The organism is Rossellomorea marisflavi, from assembly GCF_022170785.1.
GTDB lineage: Bacteria > Bacillota > Bacilli > Bacillales > Bacillaceae_B > Rossellomorea > Rossellomorea marisflavi_B.
The window spans coordinates 3003511-3018553 of record NZ_CP081870.1 but is presented as its reverse complement, the minus strand read 5'-3'; the positions used below and the strand labels follow the sequence as shown (position 1 = coordinate 3018553).

Sequence of the window (15043 nt, the reverse complement as noted above, 5' to 3'; positions counted from 1 at the left end):
GGACCGGTGCCTGAACTTCCAGAAGTAGAAACAGTCAGAAGGACATTGGAGGTCCTTGTAGTAGGAAAGACGATCAAAGAGGTGGCCGTGAGCTGGCCGAAGATGATCAAGCAACCATCCGAGACGGCTCAATTCACCGACTCCCTTAAAGGTCAGGAAATCCTTGCGATGGGACGACGGGGGAAGTTTTTGATCTTTTACCTGAATGATGTCTCCCTTGTCTCCCATTTGAGGATGGAGGGGAAGTATGCCCTTCATCAAAAGGATGAGCCCGTGGAGAAGCATACCCATGTGGTATTCACGTTCACGGATGGGACGGAATTGAGATACCGCGATGTACGGAAATTCGGGACGATGCACTTGTTCAAAAAAGGGGAAGAACTTCTTCATCTGCCCCTCCTGCAGCTTGGACCCGAACCGTTTGAAGAAGCGTTCACGCCTGACTACCTTCACGGCAGGTCTGCCGGAACCTCAAGGATCGTCAAGGCCGTTCTCCTCGACCAAACCGTCATGGTGGGACTCGGGAATATTTATGTCGACGAAGCGCTATTCCGTTCGGGTATCCATCCCGACCGGAAAGCATCATCCCTGACAGTTGATGAAGTCGGGAATCTGCATCAAAGCATCATCGCCACCCTCAGGGAAGCGGTGGATATGGGGGGGAGCACGATCCGCTCCTACGTGAACTCCCAGGGACAAATGGGGATGTTCCAGCAAAACCTGTATGTGTACAGCAGGAATGGCGAAGCTTGCAGACAATGCGGTACGCCGATCGAGAAGAAAGTATCCGCAGGAAGAGGGACGCATTATTGCCCCCACTGCCAGCGCCTTTAACATTTAACATCTGATAAGCCCATACCATATAGTATTGTATTGATGATTGGGAGGGCTATCAGAATGAACACACTTTTCTCCTTACTACTACTGGCATTTGCTGTAAGCCTTGATAATTTCAGTACGGGACTGACATATGGATTACGAAAAGTCAAAATACCTATAAAATCAATCACCATCATTTCCTTATGCTCTGCATTATGCTTATTGATCGCCATGTTCATGGGTCAAGCGATCTCTGTCATCCTTTCACCCGAATGGGCAGGAAGGGTCGGAGGGTTGATCCTGGTGGCCATCGGACTCGCGGTGCTTTATCAGTTTTTCAGACCGGAGAAGGACACACCCGTGGAAGAGAAAGAAAAGACCTTGATCAATGTGGAAATCAAATCGATCGGCCTCGTGATCCAGATCATGAGGCGTCCGTTGACGGCCGATTTCGACCGCTCCGGAACCATTACCGGCGTCGAAGCATTCATGCTCGGCATCGCCCTTTCCCTTGATTCGTTCGGTGCAGGGCTGGGGGCCGCGCTTTTGAATTATTCTCCTTTTCCACTTGCCATCGCCATCTTCTCCATGAGTTTCATCTTCCTCACCTGCGGATTGCAGTTGGGCGTCTACTTCTCTCATATCAGATGGATCCAGCGGGTCGCCTTCCTGCCTGGCGTCCTATTGATTTGTCTGGGGATCATGCGGTTCTAGGGAATGGTGCTGAACGAAAGGATCGATGAAAGTGGCAAACATCATTGGACTGACGGGCGGCATTGCAAGCGGTAAAAGTACAGTATCGGCATTACTACAAGAAAAGGGGTATACCATCATCGATGCAGATCTTGCAGCACGCATGGTGGTGGAAGTCGGGCAGCCCGCGTACCTCGCCATCGTCGAAGCATTCGGCAAGGGCATCCTACAGGAAAACGGCCAGATCGACCGTGCAGGTCTCGGGGCCATCATCTTCAATGACCAGACGAAACGGAATCTTCTCAATGGAATCGTGCATCCGGCTGTAAGGAGCATGATGCTCTCCCATAAAGACGAGGCCGTTGAAAACGGGAAACAGACCATCATCATGGATATTCCCCTTCTATTTGAAAGTGATCTGACATGGATGGTGGATCGGACGATCGTCGTCACCGTGGAAAAAGACGTTCAGCTCAGCCGATTGATGAAGCGGAACAAAATGACCGAAGAAGAGGCAGCGTCCCGCATTTCCTCTCAGCTCCCCTTGAGGGAAAAAGTAGAGAAGGCAGACGCAGTCATTGATAATAATGGTTCGGTGGAAGATACCTTGAAGCAGGTGGAAGAACTCCTGACTGCATGGGGATTGAAGCCGTGAATGGAAAGTCGCCGGAATTTGTCCGGCGGCTTTTCTATTTTTCCGGGGAGCTTAGTGGACTTTAACCAAGCTGTAAGAAATATGAATAAAAGAAATCGTTATCAGAATGTTACAACATTTCGACTATATGCAAAACTTGGTGGTCAATTCCGTTCAATATGTTATACTATTTTTAGAAAACAAACATATGAGTATAACATTAATATAGAGGGGAGCAGGATATATGATGGCGAGAGTGGCAATCAATGGATTTGGTCGAATTGGGAGAATGGTATTTCGGAAGGCGATTATGGAGGATGACTTGGAAGTCGTGGCCATCAATGCCAGCTATCCGGCAGAAACACTGGCGCATCTGATCAAGTATGATACCAACCACGGTACATTTCAGGCAGATGTGGCAATCGGGGAGGATTCACTGATTGTCAATGGGAAGACGGTAAAGCTACTGAGCAACCGCGATCCGGCTGCCCTTCCATGGAATGAATTGAATGTGGATATCGTCATCGAAGCCACAGGCAAGTTCAATTCTAGGGAGAAAGCTGCCCTGCATCTGGATGCTGGTGCAAGAAAAGTGATCTTGACGGCCCCGGGTAAAAATGAAGACGTTACCATCGTGATGGGGGTCAACGAAGACGCTCTCAAAATCGACGAACATCATGTGATTTCCAATGCATCATGCACCACCAATTGCCTGGCACCTGTGGCAAAAGTGCTTCATGAGCAGTTCGGGATTGAAAACGGTCTGATGACCACGGTGCATGCCTATACGAATGATCAAAAGAATATCGATAACCCCCATAAAGACCTTCGGAGGGCGAGAGCGTGCGGCCAATCCATCATTCCGACGACGACTGGAGCAGCAAAGGCGTTGGCTCTCGTCATGCCGGAATTGAAAGGCAAGCTTCACGGGATGGCACTTCGTGTCCCGACTCCGAATGTATCTCTTGTGGACCTTGTGGTCGATGTGAAAAGGGATGTAACGGTCGATGAAATCAATGATGCATTCACGGCTGCCTCAATGGGCTCCATGCACGGAATCGTTGAATTCACGACGGAGCCACTCGTGTCAATCGATTTCAACACCAATCCCCACTCTGCCATCATAGATGGTCTTTCCACCATGGTGATGGACGATCGCAAAGTCAAGGTGCTTGCATGGTACGATAATGAATGGGGCTACTCCTGCCGGGTCGTCGACCTAGTGAGGTTCACGGCATCCAAGATGGAAGCGGCAGCCGGGGTGAATGTTTGAAAGAACCAATATAAAAAGAACGAACGAACATAGGAACGCATCGAGGATGCGTTCTTTTTTCGTGCTTAAATGGCCTGCCAGGAACCGGAAACCTGCCGGGGTCCACCAGCCTTCTGACCATATCAAAACCCATAGGCACCGTCTGGGCCCTCCACACAAGAAGTACTGGTCCGTATGCAGGCTTTCACGTCGGGAAAATCCATATCCCTGCACACTGGATGCGAGATCGGACCCATGAAAAAACTTTTGAAAATTTATTGCAAATGGGGTTTAAACCAAGTATACTATTTTTCGTGAACTTCTTAACAGCAAATGATTACTGAGTTAACTACTTAAAGGGTTAGGACCTCTTCGGACTAACTTTCCCCCGTGGTGGTTAAGATTTTGCCAAGGGACTTGTTCATTTTGACGAAAAAAATTATGTCAAAGGGGGAAACGATCAAATGGAAACAATGGGTCGTCATGTAATCTCTGAACTATGGGGTTGCGATTTTGAAAAGTTGAATGATGTAGTAGGAATTGAAAAAACGTTTGTGGACGCAGCTCTTAAATCAGGTGCTGAAATCCGTGAAGTGGCCTTTCACAAATTTGCTCCACAAGGCGTGAGCGGAGTGGTGATCATCTCTGAATCCCACCTGACCATCCACAGCTTTCCTGAACATGGATATGCCAGCATCGATGTGTATACATGCGGAGATCTAGATCCGAACATCGCTGCAGAATATATAGCTGAAGCATTGGGTGCTGATACCCGTGAAACAATCGAACTTCCGCGCGGCATGGGACCTGTACAGGTTAAGAAATCACAGGCTCAGGCGCTCTAATAGTTGAATCTTCAAGAGGTGCATGACTCATGCATCTCTTTTTTTTATTTGGAGTTGTTCCCGCTTTCAATGTCTCCATTTTCAATCCTCCGTTTTTCGTGTAAAATGGGGATATACAAAGGGAGGAAAATGATCATGAGCGGAATCAAGACCTTGCTGAAACGTTTTCAATCGGAATGTGAAACATCGGATAAGCAGGAAGAAGAAGTCCTGCAGACCCATTATTATAAATCCATGCAAAGTGGGACATTCAATGCCGTCCTCGAATTGTTCTCCTCTTCCCAGTACGATATCCTGTCCGAATCAAAGGACAGGGGAGAGATCACGATCCGGAAGAACGGGACCCCGCAGCTGTTCATCGTGGCCACGGTCATCGGGGTAAGGCCCCTCGAGACGGCGGTCGATTTCAAACTGAGTACGGATAAGGGGAAGATCCTCGGTACGTATTCCGTCCTGAAGGCGCAGATCAAGAATTATTATGAAGTCCTGGACGGGAAATTAACGAGGGTAAGATAGCGAGAACTTGTGGTGAGCACCACTTTTCTATATCATAAGTGTAAATGAGTTTAGCATAACGGAGCTGATAGTATGAAATGTCCGTCCTGCCAGAATAATGGCACCCGGGTGGTGGATTCGCGTCCGGCTGATGAAGGGCGTTCCATCAGGAGAAGAAGAGAATGTGAAGTGTGCGGGTTCCGGTACACCACGTTCGAAAAGGTGGAAGAACTGCCTTTGATTGTGGTGAAGAAGGAAGGCCTGCGAGAAGAGTTCAGCAGAGAAAAGATCCTCCGTGGTCTTATTAAGGCATGCGAGAAACGTCCTGTCCCATTGGAGACGCTCGAGAAGCTTTCCCTGGATATTGAAAAGGACCTCCGCAATCAGGGGGTGTCCGAGGTCGAGTCCGTGAAAGTGGGAGAGATGGTCATGGATCGCCTGGCGCAGGTCGACGAAGTCGCTTACGTCCGGTTTGCTTCGGTATACAGACAATTCAAGGATATCAATGTGTTCATAGATGAATTAAAAGAACTGATCAAAAAAGAGTGAAAGACCGAGCTGAAGAGTCCATCTTTGGCTCTTTTTCTCTTATGTGTCGAAAGGTAGAGGTCAATGATGAAGAATCACTGGAATGAAATTCAGCCTGTGGATCATTATACGGTCTGCACCAACGGGCTCCTGCAGGAATTTGAGAGGAAGATCATCACATTCTTATATCAGCCCCTGATCGGTCCCGTTTCTTACAGCCTGTATATGAGCCTGTGGGGAGAGGTGGAAGAAAGCAGGCTATGGTCGGCACCTTCCAACCATTATCATCTCATGAATATCCTGTCCATGAATCTCCAGGAAATCCACGAAGCGCGCATGAAGCTTGAGGGGATCGGCCTGCTTAAGACGTACGCGAAGAAAGGGGAGGGCGAGCGGAGCTTCATTTATGAACTTCAGCCCCCGCTGCTGCCCAATGATTTTTTCACAGATGGCATGCTGAATGTGTATCTGTTCAGGAAAATTGGACGGTCCCACTACCTGCGCCTGAAAGAATCGTTCACTGATCGCGGGATGGAAGCGGATAGCTTTACAGATGTCACCCGATCGTTTCAGGACGTATTCTCCTCGGAGAACAGCATCGACTTCCTTCGCCATGAGGCCAATGACGGCTCATTGACGAACGAAGCGAAGGCGTATATCGGCTATGGGAAGAACGATGGCCCTCCCATGGATGATATCGACTTTGATTTCAGCCTGTTGCTCAACGGACTTTCAGAATCCATGGTGCCGAGAAGGGCTTTCACCCCTCTCGTGAAAGAGACGATCCTGAAGCTCAGCTATCTATACGGGATCGGTCCCCTTCAGATGAAAAACATCCTATTGGGTTCCCTCGATTCAGATGAAGCGATTGATGTAGAGCAATTGCGGAAATCAGCCCGTGATTGGTATCAGCTGCAAACCGGCGATGAACTGCCCGATCTGACGCCGAAAGCGAAACCAGTGAACAAAGAAGCCTCCAAACCGTTGACGAGGGAGGAGGAGCTTCTGGAGTATCTTGAAAGCACATCGCCAAAGGATGTCCTCGCTGATATCTCCAATGGAAGTGCCGCATCGAAGTCGGATCTTCAGGTTGTTGAAGAGATTGTCATGACGCAGAAACTGCCCCTTCCCGTCATCAATGTCCTCATTCAGTATGTGCTGCTGAAGACGGATATGAAGCTGACGAAAGGGTATATGGAGAAGATTGCTTCCCATTGGGCCAGGAAGAAAGTGACCACGGCCGGAGAAGCGATGGAGCTTGCAAAGAATGAACATAAGCAATACATGGAGTGGGCATCCGGTAAAAATGAAAAGCGGACCACCCGTAGGAAGCCGATCAGGACGGAGAAACTGCCTGATTGGTTCCAGGAAGATGAGAAAGTCGAGGCGAAAAGTCAGAACGGGGAAACCTATGACCTGGAAGCCGAAAAAAGAAAACTAGAAGAAGAATTGAAGAATTTTCGGAAGTAGGTGAAGGAGATGGAAAGAATCAACCATACACTCAAGAGGCTTGCTGCATCCGGTTCTTTTCAAGAGCGGTATGACGCCATGAGAAAAGAGATCCTGGCGAACCCCGATGTGAAGGATTTCGTCAGGAAGGAGGATGTACCTGGGGATGTGATCGATGCGAATCTGATGAAATTATATGAATACATCTCCCAGAGTAAGGAATGCAGCGGATGTCCTTCCCTGGCTGAATGCAAGAATATGATGGAAGGGTATGAGCCCCATCTTGTTGTGAGGGGACGTGTCATCGATATCGAGTATCATCGTTGTCCGAGGAAAGTCGTGCACGACGAACGGACAAGCTCCCAGCGTTTGATCAAAAGTTTATACGTGCCGAAAGATATCCTTCATGCCTCTTTCGATGAACTTGAGCCCGACTCCAAGGGGAGGGTGGAAGCAATCCGTCAGGCCATGGCCTTCGTACGCGATTACGAAGAAGGCAAGAAGATGAAGGGCCTTTATTTCTACGGAAAGTTCGGTGTAGGGAAGTCGTATCTCCTCGGTGCGATCGCCAACGAGCTCGCCGAGAAGAAGATCTCGTCCATGATTGTCTATGTTCCGGAGTTCTTCCGCGAGATCAAGCAGTCCCTCGGTGATCATACAACCAATGAAAAACTGGATGCCGTCAAAACGGCGCCGATCCTCATGCTCGATGATATCGGGGCGGAAACGATGTCAAGTTGGGGGCGGGATGAAATCCTCGGTACGATCCTGCAGTACAGGATGCTTGAAAACCTGCCGACCTTCTTCACCTCCAACTTCAATCATAGCGAGTTGACCCATCACCTTACCTATTCACAGCGCGGGGAAGAGGAAAAACTAAAAGCCGCGAGGATCATGGAAAGGATCAAATACCTGGCCGCACCCGTTCTGATCGATGGACGTAACAGACGGGAATAGAGTGGCTTGTGCAACCGTGTAGCGAAGAGGCTAAGACAAATATGTTTTAGTCATAGTAAAACCCGAATCGTGCCTACGATAAAGCAAATGATTCGGGTTTTAAATTCGTTTAATGAACATTTAAATTTCATCGTTTCCAGCGGTTGATCGGAGTGTAAGACGAAGACTCCAGCGGGAAGAGTAGCTGATGTGAGACCCCGGAGGCGTGCCGAGGAGGCTCACGGGCTACCCGCGGAAAGCGAAGTCTTGCACGGAGATCATGAGCGGTAGTAAGATCCTATACTGATCGTGTTCGGCATTAAAGGGGCCTCTTTTAGTTTTGTCCCATCCTCTTTTTCAATTGTCCAATGATTACAGAAGTGCCTGCGGTTGATCGGAAGACTCCAGAGGAAAGAGCAGCATGCCAGCCGACTACGATCACGCATACCCCGTCTCGCAAGGGAACGATGGGAAGACCCACATGGATTGTCTTGGTAAAAAATAATCCCTTTTCGTGTTGTCCAGACCTCCTTTGCAGAGTCCCGAAAACGTGCCCGACCCGGACCCGTCCTGTAAATTTATTCGCCCCCCACTTCTAAATTGGCCAGGCCCTCCATATACATAAAGCAGGGAAATGGCTTTAAGGAGGCGGGATCGATTGGTAGAATTGATTTTCAGACGAAAGGCTGATGCACTGCGATGTCAGAAGCATCTGTGCGCACCATCCTGGATAAAGGAAACGCAGATTCAAAGATGCAGCCACTATGCAATTTCGATAGAAGTGAAGACCGACCGTGATAGAATCAGTCTTGGAACAAGCCTGACGACCTTCATCATCAACGAGATGTGGAAGGGGTGGACGGAAGAGACCCTTAAAGCGGATTATTATTACAATGATCCGGAGGAAGTGGACCAGATCTGCGCCATCATTTCAGAAATGAGGAGCGGGGAACGACCGGAACTGACGGAATTCTTGACCGACTGGGATGAGAGTGGGCTCGTGTTGGGAGAAGTTCAGAACCTCCTCTGCCATCCGGCACCTGTCACGTTCGATTCCTTTGCGACATTCAGGTTGAAGAACCTCCATGATAAATGGAGGGAGATGCTCGGACTTGCCATTGATGAGTACAAGATGGAGCAGGAATATCAAGTGTTCATCCAGATGCTGAGGGAGTATCTCGCCATCAGGGGAGAGAGGACCGATACCATCCACTTGTATCCTTCGAGGACAGGCTTCCGTTTTTTCGATGGTCACTATACGGAAGTGACGAAGGAAGAGCTGATGAACGCCATCGATAAACGATTGTTCTTTCAGCACCCCCTGTATGTAGATTCCTCCACCATCGCTCCGTTACTGTCGCTTGCACCGAAAAGCATTTTTGTATATGGAACGGAAGAGGAGAAAATCGTCACCACCCTGAGAAATATATTTGAAGACAGACTGGATATCCTTCCGGTCAGCTACTTCCCCGATCCGTGCATCCCCCTGGATCTTGCCAACGAATAAGATAGGATGGCGCCCTCTTGCTTTTCCGGACATAACCGATTATAATACCTACATACTAAGTGCATACAAACAGGTTATGATGAGGACAACAATCTTCCGGACGGGATTACAGAGAGGGAAGCCGAATGGCTGCAAGCTTCCTATCAGCAAGGATGAATTGACCACCTCTGAACTTCGATTGCGAACGGGGCTATCCCCAGTAGTCATCGACGGCGAAACGTCGTTATCAAGACAATGAAGTCATTCCCGTGATGGGGATGAAAAGTTGGGTGGAACCGCGAGTACAACCTCGTCCCTTCGTATATTTACGGAGAGACGGGGTTTTTTGTTTTTTATTCGGCCGATTCTTGGCCAATGATGAATCATAAAAGGAGTGATATGCTATGTCAGAAGTAGTGAAAATGCAGTTCCCTGATGGGAATGTGAAGGAGTTCCCAAAAGGGACAACAACAGAGGAAATCGCAGCCTCGATCTCACCAGGTCTGAAGAAAAAGGCATTGGCAGGGAAAGTGAATGGGAATCTGATTGATCTCCGGACAGGAATTGAAAGCGATGGAAGCATCGAAATCATCACTCCACCAGGTGAAGACGCCCTGGAAATCTTGCGCCACAGTACAGCCCACTTGATGGCTCAGGCGATCAAACGCCTGTATCCCGAAACGAAACTCGGCATCGGACCGGTCATCGAAGGTGGATTCTACTATGATGTCGATTCCGAGCATACCTTCACACCTGAAGATCTTCCTTTGATCGAAAAGGAAATGAAAAAGATCACCGGTGAAAACCTCGAGGTCATCCGTAAAGAGGTAAGCCGTGATGAAGCCCAGCGCATTTATGAGGAAGTCGGCGATGAATATAAGCTCGAGCTTCTTGAAGCCATCCCTGAAGGGGAGCAGGTATCCATCTACGAACAAGGCGAATTCTTCGACCTTTGCCGTGGGATCCACATCCCGTCGACCAACAAGATCAAGGAGTTCAAACTCCTCAGCATCGCAGGTGCCTACTGGCGCGGAAACAGCGACAACAAAATGCTGCAGCGGATCTATGGTACAGCTTTCTTCAAGAAAGAAGACCTGGAAGAGCATCTCCGCCTGCTTGAAGAAGCGAAGGAACGCGATCACCGTAAAATCGGGAAGGAACTGGATCTGTTCATGACGTCCCAAAAGGTCGGTCAGGGTCTGCCGATGTGGCTTCCGAAAGGGGCAACCGTCCGCCGCATCGTCGAACGTTATATCGTGGATAAAGAGGAGCGCCTGGGCTACAACCACGTGTATACTCCGGCACTCGCAAGCGTCGAGCTTTACAAAACAAGCGGTCACTGGGATCACTACCAGGAAGATATGTTCCCGATCATGGAGATGGACAACGAAGATCTTGTTCTCCGTCCGATGAACTGCCCACATCATATGATGATTTATAAAAACAGCATCCACAGCTACCGGGAGCTGCCGATCCGTATCGCGGAATTGGGTCTCATGCACCGCTATGAAATGTCCGGTGCCCTCTCTGGCCTCCAGCGTGTACGTGGAATGACGTTGAATGATGCCCATATCTTCGTCCGCCCGGATCAGATCAAGGATGAATTCAAGCGTGTGGTCCATCTTGTACAGGAAGTATATAAAGACTTCGATATCAACGAGTATTCCTTCCGCCTGTCTTACCGCGATCCGGAAGACAAAGAGAAATACTTCGATGACGACGAGATGTGGAACAAGGCTCAAGGCATGCTGAAAGAAGCCATGGATGAGCTGGAAATCGACTATTTCGAAGCAGAAGGGGAAGCGGCTTTCTACGGACCGAAGCTTGACGTTCAAGTGAAGACTGCCCTCGGCAAAGAAGAGACCCTTTCCACTGTCCAGCTGGACTTCCTTCTTCCGGAACGTTTCGATCTCACTTATGTAGGGGAAGACGGGAAGCAACATCGTCCGGTCGTTATCCACCGCGGTGTCGTATCGACAATGGAACGCTTCGTGGCATTCCTCATCGAAGAGTACAAAGGAGCATTCCCGACATGGCTCGCACCGACTCAGGTACAGGTCATCCCGGTATCGCCGGATGTGCATTTCGACTATGCCAAAGAAGTACAGGAAAAATTGCAGGCTGAAGGCCTCCGTGTCGATATTGATGACCGGAATGAAAAAATCGGCTACAAGATCCGTGAAGCCCAGATGAGCAAGGTGCCATACATGCTCGTTGTCGGGGATAACGAAATCAAAGAAAAAGCCGTCAATGTCCGCAAGTATGGTGAACAGAAGTCAGAAACGCTTTCCTTCGATGCCTTTGCTGATATGGTGAAATCCGAAGCGAAACGCGGATAACGTCTTTCTTTTTGCCGGTTAGCATGCATCTTTCGGGAAAACCTCAAAAAAAGGTTGCACTCTACCGAGATGAATGCTATCATGAAATACGTTGTGACAAACCGGTTTGACTTTGGTATTGTCTTATGGTATAGTATCTAAGGTGAATTGAATACAGTTTGGTACAAGTAGAGGCATCCCGCTTCTCACCTGAATGACGCGTTTTGCAGTTACCAGGTAACTTTCATGATAATTAAGCGATGTGCTTTATAATCAGATGCGGGTGTTTCGACACTCGCATCTTTTTTGTTTCTGAAATGAAGGTCGGGTGCTGCAAACCGATACCGCGTATTCTTTTAAATTACCTTGGAGGTGGCTAGTTATTAGCAAAGACATGATCTTAAACGAAACGATTCGTGCCCGTGAAGTGCGTCTGATCGATCAGAATGGTGAACAGCTTGGAATCAAAACCAAGAACGAAGCCCTTGAAATCGCAGAACGCGTCAATCTTGATCTTGTTCTCGTTGCTCCAACTGCAAAACCACCCGTTGCCCGTATCATGGACTACGGAAAGTTTAAGTTCGAACAACAGAAGAAAGAAAAAGAAGCCCGTAAAAATCAAAAGATCATCAATCTGAAAGAGGTTCGCCTGAGCCCGACGATCGATGACCATGATTTCAATACGAAACTTCGCAATGCTCGTAAGTTCCTTGAAAAAGGAGACAAAGTTAAAGCGTCTATCCGATTTAAAGGCCGTGCGATCACGCACAAAGAGATCGGCCAACGTGTACTCGATCGTTTCTCCGATGAGTGCAAAGACGTTGCAACCGTTGAATCAAAGCCTAAAATGGATGGTCGCAGCATGTTCTTGGTGCTCGCACCAGTCAACGAAAAATAATCGACCCGAGGAGGAAAAGCACATGCCAAAAATGAAAACTCACCGCGGCTCAGCTAAGCGTTTCAAGAAAACAGGTTCTGGTAAACTTAAACGTTCTCACGCTTACACAAGCCATTTATTCGCTAATAAATCTACTAAAGCAAAACGTAAGCTACGTAAAGCTGCTGTTGTCTCTAAAGGAGATTTCAAACGCATTCGTCATATGCTTGACAACCTTAAATAAAAAGCAAGTAAGAAATAGGAGGGAATTATTATGCCACGCGTAAAAGGCGGAACAGTAACTCGCAGACGTCGTAAAAAAGTTCTTAAATTAGCCAAAGGTTATTTCGGTTCAAAACATACTCTTTATAAAGTAGCAAACCAACAAGTCATGAAATCATACATGTATGCTTATCGTGACCGTCGCCAGAAAAAACGTGACTTCCGTAAGCTTTGGATCACTCGTATCAATGCAGCTGCACGTATGAACGGTCTTTCTTACAGCCGTTTGATGCACGGACTTAAGCTTGCTGGTATCGAAGTGAACCGTAAAATGCTTGCTGAGCTAGCGGTTTCTGATATCAATGCGTTCAACCAATTGGCTGACGCAGCAAAAGCACAATTGAACAAGTAATCTTGTTGAGGGATCGGCCCACGGTGGCCGGTCCTTTTTGCATAGAGAGAAAGGGAGATTGCATGGAAACATGGGTCATCGCATTGAATCTGTATCTCATCGTGATCAATATCGCCGGTTTCGTCCTGATGGGTCGCGACAAAGAAAAGGCAAGGCGGGGGGAGTACCGGATCAGCGAACGGACGCTGTGGCAGGTGGCGATCCTAGGGGGGAGCGTCGGCAGTTACTTCGGCATGCGCATCCATCGCCATAAGACGAAGCATGTTGCGTTCAGGCTAGGCTTCCCATTGCTGGTCATCCTGCATGGGGGACTTTATATCTGGTTTGTCTTGTGAGTTCTGACAGGAGGGGGCGTCTCATAGGATAGAATAGCTCGTGAACATCATCAGAGGCATAGTAGGGGGTTTTGCATCATGGATGATCGTTTAGTCGCTGCATTTGCCGTCATGGAAGCGAGTGGTTTTATCGCCCCTTTCCTGTTCATTCTGTTCCACATCTTAAGGCAGTTCCTCTTCATCCCTGTCGCACTGGTCTGCATGGCGGGAGGTCTATTGTTCGGAAGTGTGTTCGGGACGATTTATTCCCTGATCGGGTTGACGCTCTTATCTGTTCTTTTCTTCTTTGTCATCAAAGGGGTTCCGACGTTTGCCGAAAGGCTCCTGAAGCTGAAGGAAAAGTGGTTCGGCCGGAATGCCGTATTGACGACCGGTCAGATCGCGGTGTTGAAGCTGATCCCGTTCGTCCACTATCAGCTCCTCAATCTGTGTCTCCTTGAGCGTCACAGGGAATTCAAACCTTTCCTCAGGGCGGCTTTCCTCTCGAACATTCCCCTGGCATTCTTTTATACGGTATTCGGTCAATACATCACCACGTTCTCCCCGCCGATCATCGTCATGATCATCCTGTCCCTGGCTGTCCTGTTTTATCTTCTCAGGGAAAAGGTGCGGGTCATTTCATGGAATGAATTCTTTCCGAGCAAATAAGAAAGGGGGCCGTCCTGGTGGACGCCCCCTTTGCTGTGCTACCGTTCTTTTTTCTTCAGGAGTTCATGTATGGGACTCTTCCAGTCGATCTTGGCGGCAGGATACCGCTCCTTGATTTCATTCTGGACGTAGTGGAAGTCTTCCGTGTTCAGCCCTTTCAGGGTCGCGATGTTCTCCGCCCATACGAAGATCGAGACCACCTCGAAGGAATGGTCGGTGGACCCCATATACTTTTCCCCTTCGAACAGGACCCCTTTGTAGGTGACATGAAAGTTCTTGTGCACATTTTCCTGATCATCCAGGAAATAAAACCTGCGCTGTTCCTTTGCCAGTTCAAGCTTTCTTTTCGGATTGAGGATATATTTCACACAGCGGTACAGAAGATAGATAATGAGCAATAAAAGGACCAGTCGGATCAGTAAAAACATGAAGATTACCTCCGTAGGCATATGGATTCTTCATGTACATACGGATGGATAAAAAAAAGGTTTCGTTTTATTTAAAATTCCTCTGAAAATTTGTCATACTAGATAGTGTAGAAAGGAAAGGTGAGCACAATGGATTGGAATCAGCTATTGAATATGCAGAATGAACTGGATCGGCACATCGAAAGTGAGCACGGACTTCAAGACGCCGACCTGGTCGATAAAAAAATCCTGGCCCTCCTCGTCGAACTCGGGGAATTGGCGAATGAAACGAGGTGCTTCAAGTTTTGGAGCAAGAAGGCCCCTTCCGAGCAAGAGGTCATCTTGGAAGAGTATGTAGACGGAATCCACTTCATCCTCTCCCTTGGAATCGACATCGGCATCCGTTCCATCGATGAGCCCGAGGTACTGGAAGAGGGGGATCCGACAGAGGAATTCCTCAAGGTGTACAGTGAAGTGAACCGATTCTCGGAGGAGCGCTCCATTGAGAACCTTCTCGCACTCTTCCAACAGTTTCTTCAGCTTGGACGGGTCCTCGGGTTCAAGTCGGAAGACATCTTTAAATCCTACCTGAAGAAGAATGAAGTGAATTATCAGCGTCAGCAAGAAGGGTATTAATGAATATTTTGATGAATCTGAAGCTTTCAAGTATAATAAAGGTGACTATTA

At 48.3% G+C, this 15043-nt stretch carries 19 protein-coding genes and 2 other annotated features; of the genes, 18 read left to right on the top strand and 1 reads right to left on the bottom strand.

Going from position 1 to position 15043, the window contains the following annotated elements; translation table 11 throughout:
- Positions 1-6 precede the first annotated feature (6 nt).
- From mutM to K6T23_RS15735, 17 genes are all read left to right on the top strand, one after another.
- The gene (gene mutM, locus K6T23_RS15820; protein ID WP_238281694.1) at positions 7-834 is read left to right on the top strand and encodes a DNA-formamidopyrimidine glycosylase; all 828 of its coding nucleotides are present in this window, start codon (positions 7-9) and stop codon (positions 832-834) included.
- 63 nt (positions 835-897) lie between these two features.
- Positions 898-1533: a sporulation membrane protein YtaF gene (gene ytaF / locus K6T23_RS15815; protein ID WP_056534960.1), complete on the top strand. Its 636-nt coding sequence runs from the start codon at positions 898-900 to the stop codon at positions 1531-1533.
- A gap of 31 nt (positions 1534-1564) precedes the next feature.
- Positions 1565-2167 carry a dephospho-CoA kinase gene (gene coaE / locus K6T23_RS15810; RefSeq protein ID WP_056538352.1) on the top strand — a complete coding sequence of 201 codons (603 nt, stop codon included), beginning with the start codon at positions 1565-1567 and terminating at the stop codon, positions 2165-2167.
- Positions 2168-2467, top strand: coding sequence for a hypothetical protein (locus tag K6T23_RS15805; RefSeq protein WP_238284497.1), 300 nt, complete (start codon positions 2168-2170; stop codon positions 2465-2467).
- Entirely contained in the window at positions 2391-3419 is a 1029-nt protein-coding gene (locus K6T23_RS15800) for a glyceraldehyde-3-phosphate dehydrogenase (RefSeq protein WP_056534962.1), read from the top strand. Before K6T23_RS15805 ends, K6T23_RS15800 begins: the two co-directional genes overlap by 77 nt.
- A 443-nt stretch (positions 3420-3862) precedes the next feature.
- On the top strand, positions 3863-4243 hold the full coding sequence (gene speD / locus K6T23_RS15795) for an adenosylmethionine decarboxylase (RefSeq protein WP_048006319.1): 381 nt from the start codon (positions 3863-3865) through the stop codon (positions 4241-4243).
- A 135-nt stretch (positions 4244-4378) separates the two neighbouring features.
- Positions 4379-4759: a cytosolic protein gene (locus K6T23_RS15790; protein WP_238281692.1), complete on the top strand. Its 381-nt coding sequence runs from the start codon at positions 4379-4381 to the stop codon at positions 4757-4759.
- Between the two features lie 72 nt (positions 4760-4831).
- A complete protein-coding gene (nrdR, locus tag K6T23_RS15785; protein ID WP_056534966.1) occupies positions 4832-5287 on the top strand; it encodes a transcriptional regulator NrdR in 456 nt (151 codons plus the stop codon).
- A 63-nt stretch (positions 5288-5350) separates the two neighbouring features.
- Positions 5351-6736 carry a replication initiation and membrane attachment family protein gene (locus K6T23_RS15780; protein WP_316247365.1) on the top strand — a complete coding sequence of 462 codons (1386 nt, stop codon included), beginning with the start codon at positions 5351-5353 and terminating at the stop codon, positions 6734-6736.
- 9 nt (positions 6737-6745) lie between these two features.
- Positions 6746-7672 (top strand): primosomal protein DnaI, encoded by a 927-nt coding sequence (dnaI, locus tag K6T23_RS15775; protein ID WP_056534968.1) that lies wholly within the window; start codon positions 6746-6748, stop codon positions 7670-7672.
- Between the two features lie 637 nt (positions 7673-8309).
- A complete protein-coding gene (gene ytxC, locus K6T23_RS15770) occupies positions 8310-9158 on the top strand; it encodes a sporulation protein YtxC (RefSeq protein ID WP_056534970.1) in 849 nt (282 codons plus the stop codon).
- A 67-nt stretch (positions 9159-9225) separates the two neighbouring features.
- Positions 9226-9458, top strand: a binding site (T-box leader).
- 83 nt (positions 9459-9541) lie between these two features.
- Positions 9542-11476: a threonine--tRNA ligase gene (thrS, locus tag K6T23_RS15760; RefSeq protein WP_056534972.1), complete on the top strand. Its 1935-nt coding sequence runs from the start codon at positions 9542-9544 to the stop codon at positions 11474-11476.
- Positions 11477-11635: 159 nt separating this feature from the next.
- Positions 11636-11768, top strand: a sequence feature (ribosomal protein L20 leader region).
- An 81-nt stretch (positions 11769-11849) separates the two neighbouring features.
- Positions 11850-12353, top strand: a complete 504-nt coding sequence (infC, locus tag K6T23_RS15755) for a translation initiation factor IF-3 (RefSeq protein ID WP_053426373.1) — start codon at positions 11850-11852, stop codon at positions 12351-12353.
- Between the two features lie 22 nt (positions 12354-12375).
- Positions 12376-12576, top strand: coding sequence for a 50S ribosomal protein L35 (gene rpmI, locus K6T23_RS15750; protein ID WP_032087387.1), 201 nt, complete (start codon positions 12376-12378; stop codon positions 12574-12576).
- A gap of 30 nt (positions 12577-12606) precedes the next feature.
- Complete coding sequence (gene rplT / locus K6T23_RS15745; protein ID WP_048006313.1) at positions 12607-12966, top strand: 50S ribosomal protein L20; 360 nt, start codon at positions 12607-12609, stop codon at positions 12964-12966.
- A gap of 62 nt (positions 12967-13028) precedes the next feature.
- Entirely contained in the window at positions 13029-13301 is a 273-nt protein-coding gene (locus tag K6T23_RS15740) for a DUF1294 domain-containing protein (protein WP_056534974.1), read from the top strand.
- Positions 13302-13379: 78 nt separating this feature from the next.
- Entirely contained in the window at positions 13380-13949 is a 570-nt protein-coding gene (locus K6T23_RS15735) for a TVP38/TMEM64 family protein (RefSeq protein ID WP_079516599.1), read from the top strand.
- Positions 13950-13987: 38 nt separating this feature from the next.
- Here K6T23_RS15735 and K6T23_RS15730 read toward each other — a convergent pair whose 3' ends face one another.
- The gene (locus K6T23_RS15730) at positions 13988-14377 is read right to left on the bottom strand and encodes a sigma-w pathway protein ysdB (RefSeq protein ID WP_079516598.1); all 390 of its coding nucleotides are present in this window, start codon (positions 14375-14377) and stop codon (positions 13988-13990) included.
- A 129-nt stretch (positions 14378-14506) separates the two neighbouring features.
- Between K6T23_RS15730 and K6T23_RS15725 the strand changes: the two genes are divergently transcribed.
- Positions 14507-14992: a dUTP diphosphatase gene (locus tag K6T23_RS15725; RefSeq protein WP_056534980.1), complete on the top strand. Its 486-nt coding sequence runs from the start codon at positions 14507-14509 to the stop codon at positions 14990-14992.
- The last annotated feature ends 51 nt before the right edge of the window (positions 14993-15043 follow it).